We start from the raw sequence: 23,043 nt of genomic DNA on the forward strand, positions 1-23,043 counted from the left end.
ATAGTCCGGGTCAAGATTGACGGACCGGTTCCACTGCCCGCGGTGAGCAGCCGGACACAGGAGGACTGAAATGGTCGAGCTTACCCTGCCCAAAAATTCCCGGATGGTTTCGGGTAAAACCTGGCCCAAGCCGGAGGGCGCGACCAATGTGAGAACGGTAAAAATCTACCGCTACGATGCGGTGGAGGGCAGCGCGCCGCGCCTCGACACATATTTTGTGGACTTGGACACCTGTGGCCCCATGGTCCTGGACGTTCTCATCAAGATAAAAAATGAGATCGATCCGACGCTTACGTTCCGGCGTTCCTGCCGGGAGGGTATTTGCGGCTCCTGTGCCATGAATATCGATGGCATCAATACTTTGGCCTGCATATACGGCATCGACGAGATTGAGGGTGACATCAAAATTTACCCGCTGCCGCATATGCCGGTTGTGAAGGATCTGATCCCGGATCTGACACATTTCTATGCCCAGCACGCCTCAATCATGCCCTGGCTGGAAACGGCGACGAATACACCTGAGAAGGAATGGCGGCAATCGATTGAGGATCGTAAGAAACTCGATGGCCTCTATGAATGCGTCATGTGTGCGTCCTGCTCCACCGCCTGTCCGAGCTACTGGTGGAATGGTGACCGGTATCTCGGCCCGGCGGCGTTGTTGCATGCCTATCGCTGGATCATTGACAGCCGTGACGAGGCCACGGGCAAGCGCCTGGATGACCTTGAGGATCCGTTTAAGCTGTATCGTTGCCACACCATCATGAACTGCACGAAGACCTGCCCGAAGGGATTGAACCCGGCTGAGGCTATTGCGCAGGTTAAGAAGATGATGGTTGAGCGTCGGGTCTAATAGACCTTAAAAATTGGTTGCTGGTCCTGAGACTTATTGGGACCAGCGTACTGTACTCTCCCAATAATTGCGGCTGAATTGATCGAATCGACCATTTCGATTATGCTTTGCAATTGTTCGGGAGAATTTCATGATAAAAGTTCAGTATTTGCGGGGCTCGGATTTTCTGGCAGCTGCCCGTAGACTTGACGTTGATTCCAGTGTCGTTCGTGCCGTCGCCGAGGTTGAGGCGAGGGGCAGCGGATACATCAAGGGCACAAACCTTCCCTGTATTCTCTTTGAGGGACATCACTTTAGCAAATATACGGATCGGCGTTTCGACAGCGAGGCACCGCATCTTTCCTACCGTCGGTGGACCAAGGTTCACTACAAGGGCGGTCGCGGGGAGTATGACCGACTGGTCGAGGCCATCAACATCAACGATGACAATCCCGACCCTGCCCTTCTTTCCACTTCCTGGGGCATGTTTCAGATCATGGGGTTCAATCATGAACTCGCGGGCTTCCTGGATGTCCGGGATTTCGTGAATGCAATGGCCGACAATGAAGCCGAACATTTGATGGCTTTTGTGAATTTCATCATTGGGACGGGTCTTGCCGATGAGTTGCGCAGCAGGGATTGGGCGCGTTTCGCGCGCGGTTACAACGGTCCCGCTTATGCAAAGAACAAATACGACGTCAAAATGGCGGCTGCGTTTGCCAGGAAGCTGAAGGAACAGGAGGAGCAGCTGGCCGGCGGAGAGATTTCTCCGGAACGCGGTGATGCTGTGCTGCTTCAGGCTACCCTGAATGCCGTACTCGGAGACGATTTGACCGAAAATCTGGTGGTTGATGGCTGGGTCGGTCCAAAGACGTTCAGTGCCATCCGCAAGTTTCAGAAGTTGAACGGTATGGAGCCGACGGGACTGATTAACAGGGATCTGTGCGAGGCTCTGGGAATATCTATGGGCGCGGTTGAGTTGGAGGAGGCATAAAATGGCTGTCAGTTTTCTGATCCCGACTGCGATCTCGCTTGCGGATGCTTTCTTTCCAATGCTGGCAACAAAACTGGGCGGCGAACGGGCCGGCGAGGTTGCCGATCAGGTTGTCGATGTTGCTACGCGTGTTGCAGGATTGCCGAAAGACGCGAGTGCAAAAGAGATTATCGCTTCTCTCGGTGATGATCCGGAAGCAATGGAGCAGGTCCGTTTTGAGTTCGCAATGCTCGATCAGCAGGAACATGCCCGGATCTTGGAAGACCGTGCCAGCGCCAGGAATTATCAGATGGCTGTCGGGGCCGAAGGGCGCCGCCGGGGGAACATCATGCTGATTTGTGTGGCAGCCGGTTTGGCTGCCTGTATCATTGCTGCAATTCGCATTGCACGGGTTGGCAATGAGGGCGAATACACGACGGCCATGATCGCTCTGATCACAACTGTCGCGGGCGCGCTCCTCAAAATGCTGAGCGATGCCTTCGCATTTGAGTTTGGGAGTTCCCGTGGATCAAAAGAGAAGGACGATCAGCTGTCCGCCTTCCGGGATGCGCTTGTGGATGTTGGGCGTGAGAACCGGAAAACCGCAGCGGGTCTGCTCGAAAACAAGCAGGCTCAGGCTATGGCGGCGCAGCCACTTATGATGCAGCCGGTTGTTACGCAGAATACTGAAGGGGTCACAAGCGGGGTTTCACAAACCCCCGGAGTATCAGCAACAAAGCCGGAGCGTCGGGATTTTGTTGCCGAACTGGTCGCGGGACGGGTCTGACGGCCCGTCGCGTTACGCGGCGCTTTCCGAACGCCGTCGGGGATCGACATGTTTAATGATGTCGAACATGATGTCGTTTAGATCGAAATCTTTTGGCGTGTAGACCGCCGCGATACCACTCTCCCGAAGTTTTTTGGCGTCTTCCTCCGGGATGATGCCACCCACAATGAGGGGGACGTCCTCCAGGCCCGTTTCTTTCATTCGCTCCTGAATTTCCGTTACAAGAGAGAGATGTGATCCCGACAGGATGGACAGCCCGATGACGTGGACCGAGTTTTCCAGCGCCGCGTCCACGATCTGCCCAGGAGTGAGGCGAATACCGTCATAGTGAACTTCCATTCCCGCATCACGCGCGCGGACCGCGATCTGTTCGGCGCCGTTTGAATGTCCATCAAGGCCAGGTTTGCCGACAAGAAAGCGCAGCCGGGCGCCGAGGGCGTTGCTGACCGCATCGACCGCTTCGCGCACCTCACCGAGGTTGGCAGCCTGGGCGTTGGACGAACGGCCAACACCGGTTGGGGCCCGGTACTCACCAAAGACGCCGCGCATCGCCTCACCCCATTCTCCGGTGGTTGCACCTGCTTTGGCTGCTGCTATTGAGGCGGGCATGATGTTCTTCTTCAGTTTGGCAGCATTACGCAGTTCTGCCAGCGCCACATCGACGGCCGCCTGATCCCGCGTTTCGCGCCATTCCTGAAGGCTTGCGATCTGTTCCGCCTCAAGCGCGGGGTCGACCACCACAATTGCCCGGTCCCCGGACATAAGCGGGGAGGTTTGGCCCTCCTGGAAGCGGTTCACGCCCACCACTGTCGTTTCGCCGGTTTCCATTTTGGCTAAACGAATGCTGTTGGACGACACGAGGGCAGACTTCATGTGTTCGATTGCCGCGACGGCACCGCCCATGGCATCGATGTTCTTAAGCTCCTCGCGCGCGGCGTCGCAGAGGGATTTGACCTTGTCGTCCACGGCAGGGTTGCCGTCGAAAAGATCTTCATATTCAAGAAGGTCAGTCTCGTACGCCATGATCTGCTGCATCCTTAGCGACCACTGCTGATCCCAAGGCCGGGGCAGGCCGATGGCCTCGTTCCAGGCGGGTAGCTGCACGGCACGGGCGCGGGCTTTTTTGGAGAGAACCACAGCCAGCATTTCGATCAGGATGCGATAGACGTTGTTTTCCGGCTGCTGTTCGGTGAGACCAAGGGAGTTGACCTGAACACCGTAACGGAACCGGCGGAGTTTCGGGTCCTCAATCCCATAGCGTTCGCGGCAGATTTCGTCCCAGAGCTCCACAAAGGCGCGCATCTTGCACATTTCGGTTACGAAGCGGATCCCGGCATTCACGAAGAATGAGATGCGGGAAACCATCTTTGGGAAGTCTTCGGGCGCAACCTGGGTGCGTACCTGGTCCAGAACGGCCGTGGCCGTCGCGAGGGCGAACGCCAGTTCCTGTTCCGGTGTCGCTCCGGCTTCCTGAAGGTGATAGGAGCAGACGTTCATCGGGTTCCATTTCGGCATGTTGCCGAGACAGTACTCGGCAATATTGCCGATCAGCCGCAGGGACGGCTCCGGTGGGAAGACATACGTGCCGCGCGAAAGATACTCCTTAATAATATCGTTCTGAACGGTACCCTGGAGTTTGGTCGTATCCGCACCCTGTTCCTCAGCCACCGCTACATACAGCGCGAGGAGCCATGCGGCCGTGGCGTTGATCGTCATCGAGGTGTTCATCTCCTCGAGCGGGATCCGGTCGAACAGGGCACGCATGTCGCCAATATGGCAAATGGGAACCCCAACTTTGCCGACCTCTCCGCGTGCGAGGATATGGTCGCTGTCGTATCCCGTTTGTGTTGGGAGGTCGAAGGCCACGGAAAGGCCGGTCTGACCCTTGGCGAGATTTGAGCGGTAAAGTTCGTTAGATTTGGCTGCCGTGGAATGACCTGCGTATGTTCTGAACAGCCAGGGTTTGTCTCTTTCGGGTGCGCTCATGGGTTTTCCGTCACTTCGAATCACATTTCTCGCTATCCTATGAGTATAGTCTTTTGCGCTGCGGCGCAAATAGACGAAACAAAATTTCGTTTACCAATTCAATTTTTTTGTAAGATTTCTCTCGCAATGCGGCGAAAATGGCCCTTAATGCGGGTTGCGTCCGGCCATTTTTGCTGTAAATGATGATATCAGACGATTTTCGTAATAATATTGCGAAAATTGACGCCGGACTGAACTCTTATGATAAGGAAAACCGCAAGTGGCACCTCTCGACGCACCTGACATAACGCCCAACCATGATGCGCCGCAAAAGGACTTGTACGAGGTTGGAGAAATCCCTCCGCTGGGCCACGTGCCGAAGCAGATGTACGCATGGACCATCCGCCGTGAACGCCACGGCGAACCCGATGAGTCCTTTAAGGTTGAGGTCGTGGACACTCCGGTTTTGGACAGTCACGAGGTTCTGGTTCTCGTGATGGCTGCCGGGGTCAACTACAACGGGATCTGGGCCGGGCTCGGCATTCCAATCAGTCCCTTTGACGTTCACAAGGTTGAGTATCATATTGCGGGGTCGGATGCGTCCGGCATAGTTTGGGCCGTCGGTGACAAGGTTACACGCTGGAAGGTGGGCGACGAGGTTGTCATCCACTGCAATCAGGATGACGGTGACGACGAGGAATGTAACGGTGGCGATCCGATGTATTCGTCGAGCCAGCGCATCTGGGGCTATGAGACGCCTGACGGATCCTTTGCGCAATTCACCAATGTTCAGGCTCAGCAGCTCATGCCGCGTCCGCGCCATCTGACGTGGGAAGAGAGCGCCTGTTACACGCTGACGCTGGCCACGGCCTACCGGATGCTGTTCGGCCACCATCCGCACGAACTGAAGCCTGGGCAGAATGTTCTGGTCTGGGGAGCATCCGGTGGTCTGGGTTCGTTTGCCATCCAGCTGATCAATACGGCTGGCGGTAATGCGATTGGCGTGATCTCGGAAGAGGACAAGCGTGAGTTCGTCATGGGGCTGGGTGCCAAAGGCGTCATCAATCGTAAGGACTTCAACTGTTGGGGGCAGCTGCCGACCGTTAATTCGCCGGAGTACAAGGAATGGTTTGCCGAGGTTCGAAAGTTCGGTAAGGCAATCTGGGACATCACCGGCAAGGGTGTAAATGTCGACATGGTGTTCGAGCATCCTGGTGAGGCGACGTTCCCCGTATCCACCTTCGTTTGCAAGCGGGGCGGCATGGTCGTGATCTGTGCCGGTACAACCGGGTACAATCTCACCATGGATGCGCGTTACGTGTGGATGAACCAGAAGCGCATCCAGGGCAGCCACTTTGCGCATCTGAAGCAGGCAAGTTCCGCAAATCAACTAATGATAGAAAGAAGGCTTGACCCTTGTATGTCTGAAGTGCTTCCGTGGGCGGAGATTCCGGATGGCCATGTGAAAATGCGGAAAAACCTGCACAAGCCAGGAAACATGGCTGTTCTCGTGAGTGCACCGGTTGCGGGTCTGCGGACTTTCGAGGACACGGTTGAGGCCAGCAAAGGGCGCGTTTGAGACTGATTCGTAAACGCGTAAAATTGTTCCGGTCCGGCTCCCCGCGCGCCGAAATCCAACAATTTCAATTGCTTGAAAATTCGTATCCCCCCATTTTTGGGGGGACATAAATAGCGAATATCGGCGCGCGAACCTTAATGGTACAAACAATTCAATGAAATTTAGCTCATTGCTGAGGTGCCGACATGAAAGCTTATTGGGTCATTGATATTCTCAAGGATATCAGGCAGTTTTCCGAAAAGAATGGAATGGTTGAGCTTGCGGAACAGCTCGATGACGCTATTTTCGTCGCAGCACGTGAAATAGGCTTGAAGATGGCTGAAACGGAAACAGTTACGAGTGCCTCAGGACATACTGGAAGACCTACTGGAACGTTTGCAGATCACGAAGTCCATTGAGGAACTTCAGGTCTGGACCCACGAGTTACGCGATTACTTCGGCGTAGCCCATGTAGTATACCACACTGTTAACCGTGAAGGCGAACACGTCGGAGCGTTCACATATGGGCTTGAGTGGGCCCGGCGGTATGTGGAGAAGGAATACGTCAAAATCGACCCGGTGGTGATAGGTGCCGCACGCCGCTTCATCCCGATGGACTGGAAGTCACTCGACTGGTCCAATCCGAAAGCCCGGGCCTTCGCCAAGGATGCGGCGAAGGCGGGGATCGGCAACCAGGGATGGTCGGTTCCGATATTTGGCCCCAATGGTGAATTCGCCCTCTTCGCCCTGAATGACAATGCGTCAGATGACGAGTGGAACGAATTCACACAAAGCAGGGGCAAGGACATTCTGGTTGTTTCCCACCTCGTACATCAGCAGGCCATGCGGATCATCAATGAGGAGACAGTCGGATCGCCGCTTGATCTTTCACCAAGGGAAAAGGATGCCCTGACCCAGCTCAGCCTCGGACAAAGTCGCGCGGCGGTCGCCAATGAGCTGAATATTTCGGAGAATACGCTGCGGGCCTATATCGACTCCGCCAGACACAAACTCGGGGCGGCCAACGTCACCCATGCAGTAGCTTTGGCAACGGCACGGGGTATCATCGGTCGGCAAAAAGAGTTTCCGAAGTATTAAGCCAGCGCACGGTAGCTTTCAATTTTGTTAAAATTTGAAGGTCATTTATTGCTCCAGTCAAAGAACACTGGAGCACAACATGATCCACTATATTTACGCTGATCAACTTAAAAACTTCCCGGTACTTGCTGACTCCATGTTCAAGGATCGTGCCTACCAGTTTAAGGATCGCCACAACTGGGATGTTAACGTAAATGAAAACGGTCACGAAATCGATCAGTACGATGCGATGAACCCGCTTTACGTCATTTGGCAGAATGAAGACGGCACGCATGGTGGATCTATTCGTATTATGCCGACCGTTGGTCAGATCATGACCAATGACTATTTCTCCCACCTGACGGATGGTGTTAAAATATCGAGCCCGGTGATCTGGGAATGCACGCGCTTTTGCCTCGCTCCAGGGGCGGGTCCCAATGTAGCAGCTGCCCTTTTGGCAGCGGGATTGGAACTGGGCATCCGTTTTGGCCTCGATCAGGCGATCGGCGTTATCTACACCCGGACACACGCCATCTACCGCCGGATTGGTTGGGTTCCGGAAATCATCGGAACGGATGGTGATGACCGCGAAGCCATCAGCATTGGCGTCTGGGACATCAGCACCGAGGCTCGCGACGAACTCTGCCGTAAATCCGGAATTTCGGCTGACGACATGGCTTACTGGTTCGATGCGAGCTTTAACGCAAATTTTAATGATGAGAGTTTGGCGGCGGCCTGAGGCTGGTCATGCACGGACCCTGTTGGTAACAGGGTCAGGTTGAACAGGCGCGGGCGAAACGAATGGAATTTTCTGAGGATCAGGCGCACGCGTGGGAGCGGATATTCAAAATGCTCCTCGCGGCCGGGATTGACCTGAAAGCCTCGGAAATTACCGGCGAGGGTGGTGAACAGCCGACATTGGCTGTTGTGGGTAAAGCCGGGTCCGGCAAGACCATGCTTCTCGCGGAACTGGTTAAAAGTCTGATGGCCGCGGGTGTCGAGGCCATTTCCTCCGATTTCGAAAGTCGGCGCATAAGGACACGGCGAACTCTTGCCGTGTTGGCTCCGACGAACAAAGCCGCAAGCGTTTTGCGTTCGCGGGGGGTGCCCGCAACGACCATCCACCGAATTCTCTACACACCATTGTATCACCCCGACTATGAGGCGATTGCCGAGTGGTTGATGGGGAAGGCGGAACGGCCGGCCATCGAGGACCTTACCGAAGAGGCTCTGGACCGGGCGCATGCCTTTTATTCAACCCATCCTTCCATCCCCGGGGCCCTCGCCAGCGCCGGGTTGCGCGGGTCTGATTTCATCCAGGGATGGAAGCTGCGGGAGGAGCCGCTGGATATTGGCCTCGTCGACGAATCATCGATGCTTGATTCGCGGCAGTATGAGGACCTGAGGGGACTGTTTCGGTCCCTGATTCTGTTTGGGGACCCCGCACAGCTGGCCCCGGTGGGCGGAAAAGGCGGCATGGTTTTCGACGATCTCGAAGACGATTCGCGTCTAACACTGGGCCGTGTGCACCGTCAGCAGGCGGATAACCCGATTCTCGACCTTGCTCATGCACTCGGCGATTCGGAATTATCGTTCGACAATTTTGAGGACATGGTGCGCGAAGCGGCGGAACGGGACGATCGCGTGGTGATCAGTCCGCGTGTTGATTCGACCGCAATGGCGCGGGCCCCGGTTCTTGTGTGGCGCAACAAAACGAGGATCCGGCTGATACATGCCTTCAGGTCCGCGCATGGAATTCCACCGACAGATCTGGTTCCCGGTGAGCCTTTGATCTGTGATGGAATTGAACTGCCGCTGAAACATCGCAAACGGCGTATGGATTTGGAGGCCCGCGGTCTCGTGAAAGGGGCGCAGGCCGTTTATTTGGCGCCGGGTCGCAAGCCGGGGTTCAGCCGTATTCACCTTCTTGGGGCCGATGATCCGCAGTTCGGTGTGGCCAGCATCATTCAGATTGAACTGCCGGATGCGGAAGAGCCGTTCATACCGACCGCGGCCAATATGGGTGCGGTGTTTCTGCACGGTTCGGCAGTTACCATTCACAAGGCCCAGGGCTCGCAATGGCCCGAGGTTCAGCTTTTTGCCCCCGATATCGGCGCGGCGGCATGGTCCAACAGGTCGGAGGCGGGCATCGCTGTTTGGAAGCGGTTGGCTTATGTTGCGATTACGCGGGCTGAACACAGGCTGCACTGGGTGACCCGGTATGCACTGGCCCGACCTACCGAGCCGCTTTCCGTCTCAGACCTGGCGGCAAGGTTTGAGGCGCCTGCGCTTCAAATGGAAGTTCAGGATGGAGAGGGCGCGAAATAGGGGCTTAGCGCTTGGCGAGAGAGAAGGCCGTGGCAGCAACCCATCCCGCGACCAGGGCGATGAACACCGAGAGACACCCGTAGATCAGGGGCTGGTTCTGTGCCAAATTGTAGAGCCAGCGTTCAATCCCGGTTTTCTGTACAATGATTTCGGTCGATCCGGTACTTACGACTTCCTTGTCGCGGATCAGGAAAAATTCTGCGGTGTATTCACCTTCCACAATATTGGAGGGCATCTCGAATTCGGACTGGAACAATGTTTCCTCGGCCAAATACACTTCCCAGTCCCGTTGTGAATAGAGCCGGTTATCCATCCGGATGCGCACGACGGCTTCAGCGAAAGGTTGGGTATCATAAAGTTTCTGATGGCTCTCAACCTTCCGAACCGCCTGATCCATGCCGATTTTGTAACGCAGCATCTCGGTCTGGGTGATGATGTCAGACAGATTACGCGTTGAAGCGATGGCGTAGTAACTCGGAGCGTCGCGGACGGTCACCGATACCCGGTTCACCCAAATTCCAAACCAGCGTTCCTTCCTGCGTACCACGGCGGGTCCTTCCGGACCTTTGATGGTGATCACCACATCAAGTTTTGGCGCATCTATCGGGATCGGGGCGTCGCGACTGACGGCGCCGAATACGAAAAGGCTTGATCCGTTGAAGCTCGCATTGAGTGCGATGTTGTCCTTGGATATTCCGGTTACGACGCGTTCATCGGCTTGGACGGGCATTACCCAAAGCAGCAACAGAGCCAGAAGCGCACGTATGATCATCGGCTCAACTCAATTGAATAGGGCTCCGACGGCTCAAGAATGAGGTCGCTGGCGAGTTTGAAACACACAAGCAAAACAAGCGCAGCAAGCAGGATGCGCAACTGTTCCGCGCGCAGCTTTGCGGCAAGCCGTACACCAATTTGAGCGCCGATCACGCCGCCAAGGAGCAGTATCACCGCCAGGACAGTGTCGACTGATTTGTTTTGTACAGCGTGCATTATCGTCGTGTAGCCGGTGACGAACAGAAACTGGAACACCGAGGTGCCGACCACAACTTTTGTTGGCATTCCAATAACATAGATCATGGCCGGTACCATGATAAAGCCGCCGCCCACTCCCATAACGGCGGCGAGTGCGCCGACCATAATGCCGACGACAAAAGGTGGGATGGCACTGACGTAAAGCTGCGACGTTCTGAACCGCATTTTAAGTGGCAGCCCGTGTGCCCAGGTATGCCGCTTTCGGGCTGCGACCGGTGTGTTCTTTTTTTGACGCCGAATGGTCCGCAGGCTTTCGGCAAACATAAGCCCGCCTATGGTGCCGAGCAGCGCCACGTAGAGGATGCTGACGACCAACTCAAACTGGCCCATTTCTTTCAGCTTGGCGAAAATCGCCACACCAATCGAGGAGCCAACGAGTCCGCCGACCAGAAGCACCGTGCCCATCTTGATGTCGACGGTTTTTCGTTTGAGGTGCGCAAGCAGGGCCGAAAAGGACGAACCGGCAATCTGGTTCGCGGCGGATGAGACCGCTACTGCCGGGGGGATGCCTATGAAGAACAGCAGCGGCGTAAGAATAAATCCACCGCCTACGCCAAACATCCCTGACAGGATCCCAACCATCCCGCCGATCCCAAGGAGCAGAAAAGCATCCACTGAGACTTCGGCAATCGGGAGGTACAGCTGCATTCAACGAAACCTGTTTGGCACACTCGGTTCGGCCGGATTTGGCTTTAGTTCAGTGAGGAATATTATACTGGTTTCGACCCAGGGTTAACGGAAATGTTCCTCAAAAACCTGCGGATTACCTTTTCCAGTTTTGCCGCGCCCAGCGGAGCCATGGCCTTGGTATGTTCGTGACTGATGTTTTCGTCGCTCATACCTGCAGCCATATTGGTGATGGTTGAAATCGCGACGGCCTTCATTCCAAAAAACCGGGCCAGGATCACTTCAGGAACCGTAGACATACCTACCGCGTCCGCGCCAAGTATTTTGATCGCGCGGATCTCGGCAGGTGTTTCGAAACTTGGTCCCGAATACCAGGCGTAAACACCCGATTTTATGGCGATGTCCTCAGACGCGGCAGCCGACTCCAGCTGGGTTGAAATTTCCGGATCATAGGCGTTGGTCATATTTACGAAACGGCGGTCGGTTGGTTCGCCGATTAGCGGATTTAGCCCGGAAAAATTGATGTGATCGTTTATCAGCATCAGGTCGCCCGGCGGGATATCCGCGCGGAAGGAACCGGCAGCGTTGGTCAACAGCAGGGTTTCCGCTCCCAGCTGCTGAAGGAGTTCAATTGGTCCCCGCATCACAGCGGCCTGACCGGATTCATAGTAGTGCGCGCGCCCACCGAGGATTGCGACACGAACTCCCTCCAGATCACCGATCACCAGTTTGGGCTGATGTCCCGACACACCGGCGTGTGGAAACCCGGGCAGATCCTCATAAGGTATGGCAACCCCGTCGACCGTATCCGCAAGATGCCCAAGACCGGAGCCGAGGATGAGGCCCACCTGCACCGGTTCATCTCCCGCACGGCTGCGAACTGTACTGAGCAGGTCCACGGTTATCGTTCCTTTACGTATGGTTGACCGCCGGCTCTAGGCGGTATGGCTTTGCCTACGAAACCCGCGAGGATCACGACAGTCAGAATGTAGGGAAGGGCCTGCATGAACTGCACGGGGACAGTGACTCCGGCAATGGTGAAGCCCTGGTAACGTATGCCGAACGCCTCAAGGAAGCCGAACAGGAAACAGGCGCCGAGGGCTGGCCACGGTTTCCACTTGGCAAAAATGAGTGCTGCAAGCGCTATGAAGCCTTTACCGGCGGTCATTTCGCGGACAAAGCCTGCCGACATGCCGGTGGACAGGTAGGCGCCTGAGATACCGCAAAGCAGGCCGCAAATCAGCACTGCCTGATACCGTTGGGCAACCACCGAAATGCCAGCGGTATCGACCGCCCCCGGGTTTTCGCCCACGGCGCGCAACCTGAGGCCAAACCGCGTCCGAAAAAGGATCCACCACGTAAGTGGAACGGTGAGAAGAGCGATATATACCAGTATGTTATGGCCTGAAATGAAGTTCGAATAGATTGGACCGACGACAGGCACGGATGACAGGCCTTCGGCGAAGGGTAACTGTATTCCGAGGAAGCGTGAATCCGCGGTCAACTGGGGTGTTTGGCCCCCCTGATGAAACCAGTTTTGTCCTATAAGGGCCGTCATTCCGGAGGCCAGAAAGTTGATTGCCACACCCGAAATCAGCTGGTTGCCGCGGAGCGTGATCGAAGCCAGCCCGTGCACAACGGAAAGCGCCATGGAGGCGCCAATGCCGGCGAGAAGTCCGAGCCATGCCGAACCTGACACGGCGGCGACCGCGCCGGCGGCGAATGCTGCGGCAAGCATTTTGCCGTCCAGTCCGATGTCGAATATCCCGGCCCTTTCAGAGAAAAGCCCGGCGAGGCACGCAAGCAGCAGCGGGGTTGCTAGGCGCAGGCTTGATCCCATCAACTGAACAAAAACGTCGATATCCATCAGCCCGTCCTCGTTCCGCTTTTGACAAACAGTTTTTCCATCGGAAACCTGACGAGGTTTTCAAGTGCGCCGGTAAAGAGAATGACCAGAGCCTGGATGACCACGATCATCTCCCGGCTGATATTTGGCATGTCGAAAGCGAGTTCCGCGCCGCCCTGATAGAGGATACCGAAGAGGATGGCGGCGATGACCACACCCACCGGGTGGTTGCGTCCCATGAGAGCCACGGCGATGCCAACAAACCCGGCCCCACCGACATAGTCGAGTACCAGCCTGTGCTGGAAGCCCATCACCACGTTTAGGGCCATCATCCCGGCCATCGCCCCGGACAGAACCATTGCGATGATGGTGATGCGAACGGGGTCGATACCTGCGTAGACGGCAGCCGGTTCGGAAAAACCGAGTGCCCGCATCTCATACCCGAGCCGCGACCGCCATATCAAAAGCCACGTTAGAAACGCGCCGATCAGAGCCAGAAAAGCCGAGAGGTTCAGTGGGGTTTTTGAAATCGTAACTCCAAAAACACCGAGGATCTCGTGCATGAACGGCAGGTGCGTACCCTCTGCGAAGTTCCGCGTTTCGGGTGCCATTGATCCAGGCACCTTGAGTACATTCACCAGAAGATAGACAACCAGGGCTGCGCCAATGAAGTTAAACATGATCGTCGTGATCACGATGTGACTGCCGCGTTTTGCCTGGAGATACCCGGGAATAAAGGCCCAGGCGGCACCGAACAGGCAGGCACCCAGGATCGCAAAGGGCAGGGCGAGGGTCCAGTGTGGCCAGTCGAAGGCGAGACACACAAGGGTAGCCCCAATGCCACCGAGGGCTGCCTGGCCCTCTCCGCCGATATTGAAAAGACCGGCGTGGAAAGCGATTGCGACCGCGAGGCCCGTGAACACAAATGTTGTCGCGTAGTAGAGTGTAAACCCAATACCGTAGCTGGAGCCAAGCGATCCAACCAGCAGCAAGCGCACGGCTTGGATCGGGTCCTCACCGATGAAAACCACGACAAGGCCCGCGACGAGAAAGGCCAGTATGAGGTTTATCAGCGGGATCAGCGCCAGATCGACCCAGCGCGGCAGTTTGTCGTTCATGCTCCCTCGCTTTTTTCCGGGTCAATGCCGGCCATCAAAAGCCCCAGTTCGCGCTCGTCGGTCTCGCTGCTCAGCCTTTCGCCGGAAACGCGGCCGTCGAACATAACGATGATCCGATCACTCAGGGCCTGAATTTCATCCAATTCAACGGAGACGAGAATAATCGCCTTGCCTCGGTCCCGCAGGGTGACAATTTGCTGGTGGATGAATTCAATGGCCCCAATGTCGACGCCACGTGTCGGCTGGCCCACGAGCAGAACATCCGGATCGCTTTCGATTTCCCGGGCCAACACGATTTTCTGCTGGTTGCCGCCTGAGAAATTGGCGCTTTTGAGATTGGTGTCGGGTGGGCGAATGTCAAACCGTTCGATCTTTCCGACGGCGTCATTGCGCATCTCCCCGCGGGACATGAGCCCGTATCCGGCTTCAAAGCGTGGCTGGCCGTGGTAACCGAACGCGGTGTTCTCCCAGGTCTGGTAGGGCATGACCAGGCCGCGGCGGTGGCGGTCTTCGGGTACGTGGGCAATACCGAGTTTGCGCCGCTGGTTGGCATTGGTGATTTTTGACAGATCGAGATCCTGACCGCGAAAGGTCACCGTTCCGGAATTGGCGACGGCAATGCCGGCAAGCACCTCAAGGAGTTCCGACTGGCCGTTTCCAGCGACGCCGGCAATTCCGAGGATTTCGCCCTCGCGGACATTGAGGCTCACGGACCGTAGACGTTCCACGCCTTTATCGTCGATCAGCGTCAGGTCTTTTGCCTCCAGGGCCACGGGTCCGGGCTTCGCCGGTGTTTTCTCCACCCTCAGCAGCACCCTGCGTCCAACCATCAATTCAGCCAATTCGCTGGGGCTGGTTTCGCTGGTTACAAGTGTTTTCACCATTTCACCGCGCCGCATGATGCTGACCTCATCGGTCACGGCCATGATCTCGCGCAGTTTATGGGTAATCAGGATAATGGTCTTTCCCTCGGACTTGAGGTGCTCCAAAATCCTGAAGAGGTGATCCGCTTCCGCCGGGGTCAGAACGCCGGTCGGCTCATCAAGGATCAGAATGTCGCATTCGCGGTACAGTGCCTTGAGGATTTCCACGCGCTGTTGGGCTCCGACGGACAGTTCCGACACGACCGCATCGGGATCGACCCTCAGTTCGTACTCGTTTGCAAGGCGTTCGAGTTCGGATCTGGCCTTCGCCAGGGAAGGGCGCAATAGAGGACCGTCCTCGGCACCCAAAATAATGTTTTCAAGAACGGTGAATGGCTGAACCAGCATGAAATGCTGGTGAACCATGCCGATGCCTGCGGAAATTGCGGCGAGGCTGTCAGGAATTTCGGTCCGCTGACCGTTGATCCGGATTTCCCCACTGTCGGCCTGATAAAAACCGTACAGGATCGACATGAGCGTTGATTTGCCAGCGCCATTTTCACCCACGATGCCGTGGATGGTTCCGCGGCGCACGGGCAGATGGATGTCCCGGTTGGCCTGAACGGGGCCGAAGCTCTTGGAGATGCCGACAAGTTCGATGGCGAGGGCGGAATCAATCCGCCCTGCCTGATTTTGCATTTCAGTGGAAAGGTCGCTCACGTGTCAGGAAACCGGGCAGGAGTCATCTTTCATGTAGTCGTGAACCACTGTGTCACCGGCGATGATGGATTCTTTTGCGGCTTCCACCGCCTCGACCATTTCCGGAGTAATGAGTTCCTCGTTGTTTTCGTCGACCGCGTATCCGACGCCATTTTCGGCGAGGCCCATCACGTTTATTCCGGTGGACCAGTTACCTTCCTGAACGTCCATCATCGCGTTGTAGACGGCTACATCAACGCGCTTGAGCATTGAGGTCAGCACCTGGCCGGGATGGATGTAGTTCTGGTTGGAATCCACGCCAATGCCGAGGGCGCCCGCATCGGCCGCTGCCTGAAGAACGCCGATGCCGGTGCCGCCGGCTGCGTGGTAGATCACGTCGGCGCCGCGATCGATCTGTGATTTGGCAAGCTCGCCGCCTTTGACCGGGTCGTTCCAGGCCGCACCGGTGGAACCGGTCATGTTCTGGAAAACTTCCGCGTCCGGATTTGCGGCTTTGGCGCCCTGAACGTATCCGCAGGCAAATTTGCGAATGAGCGGGATATCCATGCCGCCGACAAAGCCAACCTTCCCGGTCTCGGATGCCATCGCGGCAAGCATGCCAACGAGGTAGGAACCCTCATGCTCGTTGAACACGACCGAGCGTACGTTCGGCAGATCAACAACCATATCGATAATTGCAAAGTCGGTTTCCGGGAATTCGGCGGCTACGGTTTCCATAGCAGAGCCGTATGAGAAGCCGGCAACAACTACGGGGTTGTGGCCGTCGCGGGCAAACTTGCGCAGGGCCTGTTCGCGCTGGGCGTCCGACTGGAGTTCGAACTCGCGGTAATCGATGCCGGTTTCCTCCTTGAACCGCTCGGCCCCTTCATAGGACGCCTGGTTGAAGGACCGGTCGAACTTACCGCCGAGGTCAAAAATGACCGCCGGGTTCACATCTTCCGCGTTGGCAATTCCCGCCATTGCGGTCAGGGCCGCCAGTGACACGAAAGTTGTCAAGTATTTCATAATTTACCTCCAGGGACTCATCGGTGCGCGGAAAGGGTTGAACAATCCGGCCCGTGCCATCCGCCCACCCGTTCGCAAAAGGATCTGCGGACAGTAAAGGCTTAACGCCTGGTACGGTCAATTGCTTTTTGTTGCGCGCAAGTAGCCATTTAGGTCAGCATTTTACGCATCACGATGGCATCGACCTCCGCACCGCTGGACACCGGGTAATACCCGGCTCTTCTACCGACATCATCGTATCCTGCCCGTCTGTAAAGAGCGCGGGCAGGTGAGTTGTGTTCCGCAACCTCGAGGAAAATTTCCGCAACGCTGCGACTGGCGGCGGTTTCTTCGAATCCGGCAAGAAGATTCGAGCCAATGCCTTCCCGGCGGCGGGAGGGATCGACGGCGAGTGTCAGGAGTTCCGCTTCGGGCCCGGCCGCGCGTCCAAGGGCGAATCCGTGCGCAAGCGCGCAAAGAAATACGGTCGGCTGATCAAGCAAGTCCTTGAACTCTGTTGATGTCCACGCGCGGGCAGGAGCCTCAAAACAGAGCCCATGAAGGTCTGCGAGCCGTTCAGGCGTCATCGAGGATGACGGGAGGCAAATCGGACGACGGCGCTGCATCGGCCTTTCGCACATAAAGAGGGACCGGCAACGAAGTTTCGCCGTTTCGCAACTTACACATGGCGACCTGTGCGGCGCGCCAGAGGTGGTCTTCTTTGTTCTTTTCTACAAACGGAAAACCGGCGCTGCGCGCGAAATCGGTCTGCACTCCCGTGCAAATCACGTCAGCGGCTAATGACAAATCCGCAGGGTTTTCCGTGGGTTCAGAAATGGCGCGACCTTCCACAAACAGCTGACAGGACGTGTTTCCCCGACCGTTGTCGGTGAAAGCCAGCACCGCGCGTTGCATGCCGTGGGCCGCGGCTTCAAATCCCGTCACGCCGATAGCGGGAATGTTAAGCGACAGCGCCAAACCACGCGCGGTTGCAACTGATAGACGAATACCCGTGAAATTGCCGGGGCCGGTCAAAACCGCAAGGCCATCAATATCAGACCACTTACGTCCCGCTTCGACCAATGTTTCCTCGAGCATCGGAACAAGCCGCTCGGCCTGGCCGCGTTTCATGGCTTCAGAAATCTGAAAAAGGGTCGTGTCACCATGAACCAAAGCGGCCGCGCATCGCGCGGCCGTTGTATCAAATGCCAGAATGAGCGGACCGTCAGACACCGACCGGGCGTACCTCGGTCACATCCGGAATGTAATGCCGAAGCAGGTTCTCGATGCCCATTTTCAGCGTCATCGTTGACGACGGACATCCGGCACAGGCGCCCTGCATGTGCAGATAGACGACACCACGCTCGAAGCCGTGGAATGTAATGTCGCCGCCGTCCTGAGCTACTGCTGGGCGGACGCGCGTATCGAGCAGATCCTTGATCTGATTCACGATTTCCTCATCCGGCCCCGTGTGCTCCGCATGACCAACGGAGCCTGCACCGTCCTCAATCGCGGGAAGGCCCGACTGGAAGTGTTCCATAACCGCGCCCAGAATGGCGGGCTTAATATGCGCCCACTCAACCGAGTCGGATTTGGTTACCGTCACAAAATCCGGCCCCAGGAACACGCCTGTCACATCTCCGGTCGCAAAAATGCGGCGCGCAAGCGGCGAACTCTCGGCGGCGGCTTCACTCGGGAAATCCGCGGTTCCAGTTGCAAGAACGGACTGTCCAGGCAAGAATTTCAATGTCGCCGGGTTCGGCGTCGACTCCGTTTGAATAAACATTCCAGCTACTCCCGTGATCGCTCCGTTATTTGGTGTTCTGTGGGCACCAAGTCAAGCTTGCCAGCCGCCACACGTCATCATGTAACCGCGATGACCTCCTCTTTGGTCATGGAACCAGGCACGATCGTGACAGGGATGTGCAGTTCGTTCATCCGACGCCCCGTCAATGCGGAAACAATAGGGCCGGGGCCCCCACCACCTGTGCCGGCGCCCAGCACGATGATGCCAATATCCGGGTTTTCCTTAATGTGGGTCAGAACGGCATCGACCTTGTCGCCCTCACGAATGGCGAGAGTCGGGGTAATTTTTTCCCGTTTCTCCATCCGGTTTTTAAAAACCTGGAAATGGGCTTCGATTTTCTCATGAGCCTCGGCCCGCATGACATCCGCCACGCCCATGAAGTGCTGAAATTCCTCGTTCGAAATAATCGCCAGCATTTCGACGCCACCACCGGTTTTGGACGCACGGATGGCGGCATACCGCATCGCGTTCAGCATTTCCGGAAGGTCGTCCAGAATGATCAGAAATTTGCGCAAGAGTTCCCTCCTGGATTGCCGCAAAGGGTTCGGGATCATCCTTCAGCGGAGCGAAAGTCGCAACAGGTTTCGTCGGGGCTGTCAGGCGTGAACCTGCAAGCCCCTGACTTTGCCCAAAAATGCGGAGACTATTTCAATCTTTCAGGCCTTCACCGGGCCCCAAACATCAGGATTTGCGTTTTAGAATCATACCGGTGATTTCATATGTCCGGTCGATAATCGGCTCAGCGATCTCCGCCGCCCGGTCCGCGCCTTGTGCCAGGATCCGGTCGATTTCGGCCGGATCGGCCATCAGTTCAGACATTCGGCCTGCAATCGGTGAGAGATGTTCGACGGCCAGATCGGCGAGCGCGGGCTTGAACGTCGAGAATTGTTGCCCCCCATACTCGGTCAAAACATCCTGTGGCTGGGTTCCGGCAAGCGCGGCATATATATTTACCAGATTGCGCGCCTCGGGCCGGTCATCCAGTCCCTTGAGCTCGCTTGGCAGGGCCTCCGGATCGGTACGCGCTTTGCGGATTTTTTGAGCGATCGCGTCGGCATCATCGGTCATGTTGATGCGGCTCATATCCGATGGATCGGATTTCGACATTTTTTTGGTGCCGTCCCGCAACGACATGACGCGCGTCGCGGCACCTTCAATGACCGGCTCAGGCATTGGGAAAAAATCAAGACCGAAGTCGTGGTTGAACTTCGCCGCGATGTCGCGTGTCAGTTCCACGTGCTGTTTCTGATCCTCACCCACCGGGACATGGGTTGCGTGGTACACAAGAATGTCGGCGGCCATCAAGGCAGGGTAGGCATAGAGGCCGAGAGACGCATTCTCCCGGTTTTTCCCAGCCTTATCCTTGAACTGCGTCATGCGGTTGATCCATCCGATCCGCGCCACGCAGTTGAAAATCCAGGCAAGCTGCGAATGAGCCGGAACCTGGGACTGGTTGAACAGAATTGAGCGTTCCGGATCAATGCCACATGCGACGTAGGCAGCCGTCAGTTCACGGGTTGCCATGGCAAGTGCGTCAGGTTCCTGCCAAACCGTGATGGCATGAAGGTCGACGATACAGTAGAGCGCCGGGTTCTCATCGTTTTGCATGTCGACGAAACGACGCAGCGCACCAAGGTAGTTGCCAAGGGTCAGGTTGCCCGACGGCTGGATGCCTGAAAAAACACGTGGCTGGAAATTTGCCTCTGACATGGTCGCGATCCGCAGGTTCAACTTCAAACCCCGCGCTTATTCACGTTGAACCGGTTCCGGTCAACAGCAGAGAGGTGGGTGCTGCGGAAACCGCCTTTGGCCATCGGATCGAAGCGTGCCGAAACAAGGGTCTTTTGGCCATATTCCGCTCATGGCGGGACGCACCTCACACTGTGGGTTGAACGTTTCATGTACATCGCGCAAACACCCGCCATCGGATCAGGATTTGAAGCTGAAGACGCAGCGCCACTGCCCATCGCGGTTGGCGAAGGGATGGGTGTAATCTGCGTCTTGAGTGGAGGCCGATGTCCAATCGGACGGGGATAGAGGAGTTCCGGAGCATTTCGGCCGGGCGTACGCCTCCACCGTGTCCGGGGTCGCTATTAGTAAATTCCGTGGGCGCTGAGACCGGCCGGTGCCGGGAGCGTTAACAGGGGGCTGAATTTCTGTGGGGTGGTGCTTGTGCAACCGATGGAACTGACGATCGAATCCGCGCTGTCCCCCGGGGGGCTGATCGGGCACCTGTCGTATCTGCTCATGGTCCTGTCCATGATGATGCGGTCGATGGGCATGTTACGGGTCATGGTCACTCTTTCCGCTATTGCGGCTATTATCTATGACACGGTTTGGCTTCAGGATCCCGTCGGTCTTTTTTGGGAATCTCTGCTTATTCTCGTCAATGTCTATCAGTTGGTCGTCATCTTTCGTCGCAACTACGCCGCAAGCTTCACTGACGAGGAGCGCAGGTTTGTCGGCAATTGTTTATGGGGTTTGGGCCGGGGAGAGGCGCGGCAGCTTTTGGACCTGGGTGAATGGGTCGATTTTCCAAGCCAAACAAAATTGACCACCGAAGGTGTCCGCTCACCGTATCTCTATTACGTCTCATCCGGTGATATTGAGGTCCTGAGGGATGGCAGGACTGTAGCTCACATAGGTGCGGGACAGTTCGTTGGCGAAATGTCCCTGATTGATGAGGACGTGGCCGTTGCCGATACCTATGCCACCCGTAGAACGAGATGCTGGCGCCTGGGCACAAATACGCTGGATGCGATGAACATTCATTATCCGCAGCTGCGAACCAGTATTGTTGACGGCATCGGGCGGGACCTGAAGCGCAAGCTTATGACGGGGTAGCCGAAGGGTAACCGGGAATTCTACTTCGCGCATCCATATGTGACCACGGCAGCCACACTGCCTTGATTGACCCTTGTTCAGTCGTCGTGCGAGGGATATGACCCGTCGCCACGATACATCAGGCGAAACCCGGGCGAATACGTGGATGGACAGGTGCCGGATGTGGCCGCCGCCCAATGCCAGGAGACTTGCGTATGAACATGATCGGAACCTTCGTAAAACCAATGCACCCGGAAGGACGGCGTTTCGTCGCCATATTCCTGGTAATTGCACTGGCCCTTTTTCTTATGTCCGATTTCCTTGGCTGGGTTGGTCTCGGTCTGACTGTGTGGTGCTACTATTTCTTTCGCGATCCCAAACGAACGACACCGGTCGACAGTAACCTGTTCATCAGTCCGGCCGATGGAGTTGTCTCTCTGATCGGCCGTGCCGTTCCACCGGCTGAACTGGGTATGGATGGTACGGAACTGACACGGGTCAGCGTTTTCATGAATGTCTTCAACTGTCATGTGAACCGCTCACCAATTGCAGGGACCGTTCGCAAGGTTGCGTACCGTCCGGGCAAATTTTTCAACGCCTCCCTTGATAAGGCGAGCAGTGACAACGAACGCAATTCGCTTTGCATTGAAATGCAGGACGGTCGCCAGATCGCGGTGGTTCAGATTGCCGGGTTGGTGGCACGACGCATTGTCTGTTTCGTGCGGGACGATGCCAGGCTGGAGGCGGGCGAGCGCTTTGGCCTGATCCGGTTTGGTTCGCGCGTGGACGTTTACCTTCCGGAGGGTGTGAAGCCGCTGGTTAGCGTTGGACAGACCATGGTCGCCGGCGAAACGGTACTGGCTGACATGTCGTACGACGGACCTGCCCGAACTGGCAGAACGGGGTAGCCATGGGTAACCTTCCGGAACCTCAACAGCGTCCAAGGTCGGAATTCCCGATCATAACGCTGTTGCCGAATGTGCTGACCATAGCCGCAATCTGTGCCGGCCTGACAGCGATCAGGCTGGGTGTTGAGGGCAATTACGAACTCGCGGTTCAGTTGGTCCTGTTTGCGGGGGTTCTGGATGGTTTGGATGGCCGACTGGCACGGGCACTGAAATCCGACAGCAAAATGGGTGCGGAACTGGGTTCGCTCGCGGATTTCCTGAACTTCGGTGTCGCGCCGCCTCTCCTGATCTACTACTGGGCTTTGGACACTACGAGGAGCGCGGGCTGGATTTGCGTGCTGATTTTCGCGGTGTGCTGCGTGGTCAGGCTGGCGCGTTTCAACGTTCACGCAAAATCGGAAACCGATGAGTTCGACAACCGGTTCTTCGTTGGCGTACCCGCTCCGGCGGGCGCTCTGCTCGTGTTGCTGCCGATGTTCATTTCGTTCTCGATTGCCGAAAAACCAGTGCTGCCGGTGGCAATGATCTGCCTGCATATGGTGTTTGTCGGGTGGCTTCTTATCAGCCGTATTCCGACATGGTCGTTCAAAACGCTCACCGTCTCGCGTGAAAACGTGAAGTTTTTCCTCGTGGGAATTGCGTTCACTGGTGCGGCGGCTCTGACATACGCATGGGTCACACTGGTGGCGTTGTGCATCGCCTATGTTGGCGCGGTGATCTGGGCTCTGGTCAGCGGGAAGCGGCCGGACACCTCGCAGTAGCTTGGCACTCCGTGGAGGACCCAGTTTTCGCTGTCTT

At 56.5% G+C, this 23,043-nt stretch carries 24 protein-coding genes; 11 read left to right on the plus strand and 13 right to left on the minus strand.

What is annotated here, in order from left to right; all coding sequences use genetic code 11:
- Window positions 1–70: 70 nt before the first annotated feature.
- From ACP15P_RS04820 to ACP15P_RS04830, 3 genes are all read left to right on the plus strand, one after another.
- Window positions 71–850 (plus strand): succinate dehydrogenase iron-sulfur subunit, encoded by a 780-nt coding sequence (locus tag ACP15P_RS04820; RefSeq protein WP_424927379.1) that lies wholly within the window; start codon window positions 71–73, stop codon window positions 848–850.
- Window positions 851–980: 130 nt separating this feature from the next.
- Window positions 981–1,823 (plus strand): N-acetylmuramidase domain-containing protein, encoded by an 843-nt coding sequence (locus tag ACP15P_RS04825; RefSeq protein ID WP_424927380.1) that lies wholly within the window; start codon window positions 981–983, stop codon window positions 1,821–1,823.
- 1 nt (window position 1,824) lies between these two features.
- On the plus strand, window positions 1,825–2,589 hold the full coding sequence (locus ACP15P_RS04830; protein ID WP_424927381.1) for a hypothetical protein: 765 nt from the start codon (window positions 1,825–1,827) through the stop codon (window positions 2,587–2,589).
- Window positions 2,590–2,601: 12 nt separating this feature from the next.
- Here ACP15P_RS04830 and ACP15P_RS04835 read toward each other — a convergent pair whose 3' ends face one another.
- Complete coding sequence (locus ACP15P_RS04835; protein WP_424927382.1) at window positions 2,602–4,575, minus strand: protein meaA; 1,974 nt, start codon at window positions 4,573–4,575, stop codon at window positions 2,602–2,604.
- Window positions 4,576–4,834: 259 nt separating this feature from the next.
- Here ACP15P_RS04835 and ccrA point away from each other — a divergent pair, with 259 nt between their 5' ends.
- The 5 genes from ccrA to ACP15P_RS04860 all read left to right on the plus strand — a co-directional run bounded on the left by ccrA (window position 4,835) and on the right by ACP15P_RS04860 (window position 9,517).
- Window positions 4,835–6,133 (plus strand): crotonyl-CoA carboxylase/reductase, encoded by a 1,299-nt coding sequence (gene ccrA / locus ACP15P_RS04840; RefSeq protein ID WP_424927383.1) that lies wholly within the window; start codon window positions 4,835–4,837, stop codon window positions 6,131–6,133.
- Between the two features lie 185 nt (window positions 6,134–6,318).
- Complete coding sequence (locus ACP15P_RS04845) at window positions 6,319–6,531, plus strand: hypothetical protein (protein ID WP_424927384.1); 213 nt, start codon at window positions 6,319–6,321, stop codon at window positions 6,529–6,531.
- Entirely contained in the window at window positions 6,473–7,210 is a 738-nt protein-coding gene (locus ACP15P_RS04850) for a helix-turn-helix transcriptional regulator (protein ID WP_424927385.1), read from the plus strand. Before ACP15P_RS04845 ends, ACP15P_RS04850 begins: the two co-directional genes overlap by 59 nt.
- Window positions 7,211–7,289: 79 nt before the next feature.
- On the plus strand, window positions 7,290–7,928 hold the full coding sequence (locus ACP15P_RS04855; RefSeq protein WP_424927386.1) for an acyl-homoserine-lactone synthase: 639 nt from the start codon (window positions 7,290–7,292) through the stop codon (window positions 7,926–7,928).
- A 62-nt stretch (window positions 7,929–7,990) separates the two neighbouring features.
- Window positions 7,991–9,517, plus strand: a complete 1,527-nt coding sequence (locus ACP15P_RS04860; protein ID WP_424927387.1) for an ATP-dependent DNA helicase — start codon at window positions 7,991–7,993, stop codon at window positions 9,515–9,517.
- Window positions 9,518–9,521: 4 nt separating this feature from the next.
- On the opposite strand, the gene ACP15P_RS04865 is transcribed toward ACP15P_RS04860, so the two are convergent.
- The 12 genes from ACP15P_RS04865 to trpS all read right to left on the minus strand — a co-directional run bounded on the left by ACP15P_RS04865 (window position 9,522) and on the right by trpS (window position 20,224).
- Window positions 9,522–10,289, minus strand: a complete 768-nt coding sequence (locus ACP15P_RS04865) for a TIGR02186 family protein (RefSeq protein WP_424927388.1) — start codon at window positions 10,287–10,289, stop codon at window positions 9,522–9,524.
- A complete protein-coding gene (locus ACP15P_RS04870; RefSeq protein ID WP_424927389.1) occupies window positions 10,286–11,197 on the minus strand; it encodes a sulfite exporter TauE/SafE family protein in 912 nt (303 codons plus the stop codon). The genes ACP15P_RS04865 and ACP15P_RS04870 overlap by 4 nt, the downstream gene beginning before the upstream one ends.
- A 62-nt stretch (window positions 11,198–11,259) precedes the next feature.
- The gene (locus ACP15P_RS04875) at window positions 11,260–12,081 is read right to left on the minus strand and encodes a purine-nucleoside phosphorylase (RefSeq protein WP_424927822.1); all 822 of its coding nucleotides are present in this window, start codon (window positions 12,079–12,081) and stop codon (window positions 11,260–11,262) included.
- Complete coding sequence (locus ACP15P_RS04880; RefSeq protein ID WP_424927390.1) at window positions 12,078–13,043, minus strand: ABC transporter permease; 966 nt, start codon at window positions 13,041–13,043, stop codon at window positions 12,078–12,080. The genes ACP15P_RS04875 and ACP15P_RS04880 overlap by 4 nt, the downstream gene beginning before the upstream one ends.
- Window positions 13,043–14,140, minus strand: coding sequence for an ABC transporter permease (locus tag ACP15P_RS04885; RefSeq protein WP_424927391.1), 1,098 nt, complete (start codon window positions 14,138–14,140; stop codon window positions 13,043–13,045). Before ACP15P_RS04885 ends, ACP15P_RS04880 begins: the two co-directional genes overlap by 1 nt.
- Window positions 14,137–15,702 carry an ABC transporter ATP-binding protein gene (locus tag ACP15P_RS04890; protein ID WP_424927823.1) on the minus strand — a complete coding sequence of 522 codons (1,566 nt, stop codon included), beginning with the start codon at window positions 15,700–15,702 and terminating at the stop codon, window positions 14,137–14,139. Before ACP15P_RS04890 ends, ACP15P_RS04885 begins: the two co-directional genes overlap by 4 nt.
- A 24-nt stretch (window positions 15,703–15,726) precedes the next feature.
- On the minus strand, window positions 15,727–16,728 hold the full coding sequence (locus ACP15P_RS04895; RefSeq protein ID WP_424927392.1) for a BMP family lipoprotein: 1,002 nt from the start codon (window positions 16,726–16,728) through the stop codon (window positions 15,727–15,729).
- Between the two features lie 149 nt (window positions 16,729–16,877).
- The gene (locus ACP15P_RS04900; protein ID WP_424927393.1) at window positions 16,878–17,348 is read right to left on the minus strand and encodes a GNAT family N-acetyltransferase; all 471 of its coding nucleotides are present in this window, start codon (window positions 17,346–17,348) and stop codon (window positions 16,878–16,880) included.
- Entirely contained in the window at window positions 17,284–17,940 is a 657-nt protein-coding gene (tsaB, locus tag ACP15P_RS04905) for a tRNA (adenosine(37)-N6)-threonylcarbamoyltransferase complex dimerization subunit type 1 TsaB (RefSeq protein ID WP_424927394.1), read from the minus strand. Before tsaB ends, ACP15P_RS04900 begins: the two co-directional genes overlap by 65 nt.
- Window positions 17,933–18,493, minus strand: coding sequence for a NifU family protein (locus ACP15P_RS04910; RefSeq protein WP_424927395.1), 561 nt, complete (start codon window positions 18,491–18,493; stop codon window positions 17,933–17,935). Before ACP15P_RS04910 ends, tsaB begins: the two co-directional genes overlap by 8 nt.
- 77 nt (window positions 18,494–18,570) lie before the next feature.
- Complete coding sequence (locus tag ACP15P_RS04915; RefSeq protein WP_424927396.1) at window positions 18,571–19,029, minus strand: universal stress protein; 459 nt, start codon at window positions 19,027–19,029, stop codon at window positions 18,571–18,573.
- Between the two features lie 166 nt (window positions 19,030–19,195).
- Window positions 19,196–20,224: a tryptophan--tRNA ligase gene (trpS, locus tag ACP15P_RS04920; RefSeq protein WP_424927397.1), complete on the minus strand. Its 1,029-nt coding sequence runs from the start codon at window positions 20,222–20,224 to the stop codon at window positions 19,196–19,198.
- A 471-nt stretch (window positions 20,225–20,695) separates the two neighbouring features.
- Here trpS and ACP15P_RS04925 point away from each other — a divergent pair, with 471 nt between their 5' ends.
- From ACP15P_RS04925 to pssA, 3 genes are all read left to right on the plus strand, one after another.
- Window positions 20,696–21,358, plus strand: a complete 663-nt coding sequence (locus ACP15P_RS04925; RefSeq protein ID WP_424927398.1) for a cyclic nucleotide-binding domain-containing protein — start codon at window positions 20,696–20,698, stop codon at window positions 21,356–21,358.
- 194 nt (window positions 21,359–21,552) lie between these two features.
- The gene (locus ACP15P_RS04930) at window positions 21,553–22,245 is read left to right on the plus strand and encodes a phosphatidylserine decarboxylase (protein ID WP_424927399.1); all 693 of its coding nucleotides are present in this window, start codon (window positions 21,553–21,555) and stop codon (window positions 22,243–22,245) included.
- 2 nt (window positions 22,246–22,247) lie between these two features.
- A complete protein-coding gene (gene pssA, locus ACP15P_RS04935; protein WP_424927400.1) occupies window positions 22,248–23,006 on the plus strand; it encodes a CDP-diacylglycerol--serine O-phosphatidyltransferase in 759 nt (252 codons plus the stop codon).
- The last annotated feature ends 37 nt before the right edge of the window (window positions 23,007–23,043 follow it).

This window comes from Amaricoccus tamworthensis (assembly GCF_049800875.1).
GTDB classification, from domain to species: Bacteria; Pseudomonadota; Alphaproteobacteria; order Rhodobacterales; family Rhodobacteraceae; genus Amaricoccus; species Amaricoccus tamworthensis.

Excerpts from the sequence above, each read along its gene's own strand:
- ACP15P_RS04820 (WP_424927379.1), top strand. The coding sequence starts at position 71 with ATGGTCGAGCTTACCCTGCCCAAAAATTCCCGGATGGTTTCGGGTAAA.
- ACP15P_RS04825 (WP_424927380.1), top strand. The coding sequence starts at position 981 with ATGATAAAAGTTCAGTATTTGCGGGGCTCGGATTTTCTGGCAGCTGCC.
- ACP15P_RS04830 (WP_424927381.1), top strand. The coding sequence starts at position 1,825 with ATGGCTGTCAGTTTTCTGATCCCGACTGCGATCTCGCTTGCGGATGCT.
- ACP15P_RS04835 (WP_424927382.1), bottom strand. The coding sequence starts at position 4,575 with ATGAGCGCACCCGAAAGAGACAAACCCTGGCTGTTCAGAACATACGCA.
- ACP15P_RS04845 (WP_424927384.1), top strand. The coding sequence starts at position 6,319 with ATGAAAGCTTATTGGGTCATTGATATTCTCAAGGATATCAGGCAGTTT.
- ACP15P_RS04855 (WP_424927386.1), top strand. The coding sequence starts at position 7,290 with ATGATCCACTATATTTACGCTGATCAACTTAAAAACTTCCCGGTACTT.
- ACP15P_RS04860 (WP_424927387.1), top strand. The coding sequence starts at position 7,991 with ATGGAATTTTCTGAGGATCAGGCGCACGCGTGGGAGCGGATATTCAAA.
- ACP15P_RS04865 (WP_424927388.1), bottom strand. The coding sequence starts at position 10,289 with ATGATCATACGTGCGCTTCTGGCTCTGTTGCTGCTTTGGGTAATGCCC.
- ACP15P_RS04870 (WP_424927389.1), bottom strand. The coding sequence starts at position 11,197 with ATGCAGCTGTACCTCCCGATTGCCGAAGTCTCAGTGGATGCTTTTCTG.
- ACP15P_RS04880 (WP_424927390.1), bottom strand. The coding sequence starts at position 13,043 with ATGGATATCGACGTTTTTGTTCAGTTGATGGGATCAAGCCTGCGCCTA.
- ACP15P_RS04885 (WP_424927391.1), bottom strand. The coding sequence starts at position 14,140 with ATGAACGACAAACTGCCGCGCTGGGTCGATCTGGCGCTGATCCCGCTG.
- ACP15P_RS04890 (WP_424927823.1), bottom strand. The coding sequence starts at position 15,702 with ATGCAAAATCAGGCAGGGCGGATTGATTCCGCCCTCGCCATCGAACTT.
- ACP15P_RS04895 (WP_424927392.1), bottom strand. The coding sequence starts at position 16,728 with ATGAAATACTTGACAACTTTCGTGTCACTGGCGGCCCTGACCGCAATG.
- ACP15P_RS04900 (WP_424927393.1), bottom strand. The coding sequence starts at position 17,348 with ATGTGCGAAAGGCCGATGCAGCGCCGTCGTCCGATTTGCCTCCCGTCA.
- ACP15P_RS04910 (WP_424927395.1), bottom strand. The coding sequence starts at position 18,493 with ATGTTTATTCAAACGGAGTCGACGCCGAACCCGGCGACATTGAAATTC.
- trpS (WP_424927397.1), bottom strand. The coding sequence starts at position 20,224 with ATGTCAGAGGCAAATTTCCAGCCACGTGTTTTTTCAGGCATCCAGCCG.
- ACP15P_RS04925 (WP_424927398.1), top strand. The coding sequence starts at position 20,696 with ATGGAACTGACGATCGAATCCGCGCTGTCCCCCGGGGGGCTGATCGGG.
- ACP15P_RS04930 (WP_424927399.1), top strand. The coding sequence starts at position 21,553 with ATGAACATGATCGGAACCTTCGTAAAACCAATGCACCCGGAAGGACGG.
- pssA (WP_424927400.1), top strand. The coding sequence starts at position 22,248 with ATGGGTAACCTTCCGGAACCTCAACAGCGTCCAAGGTCGGAATTCCCG.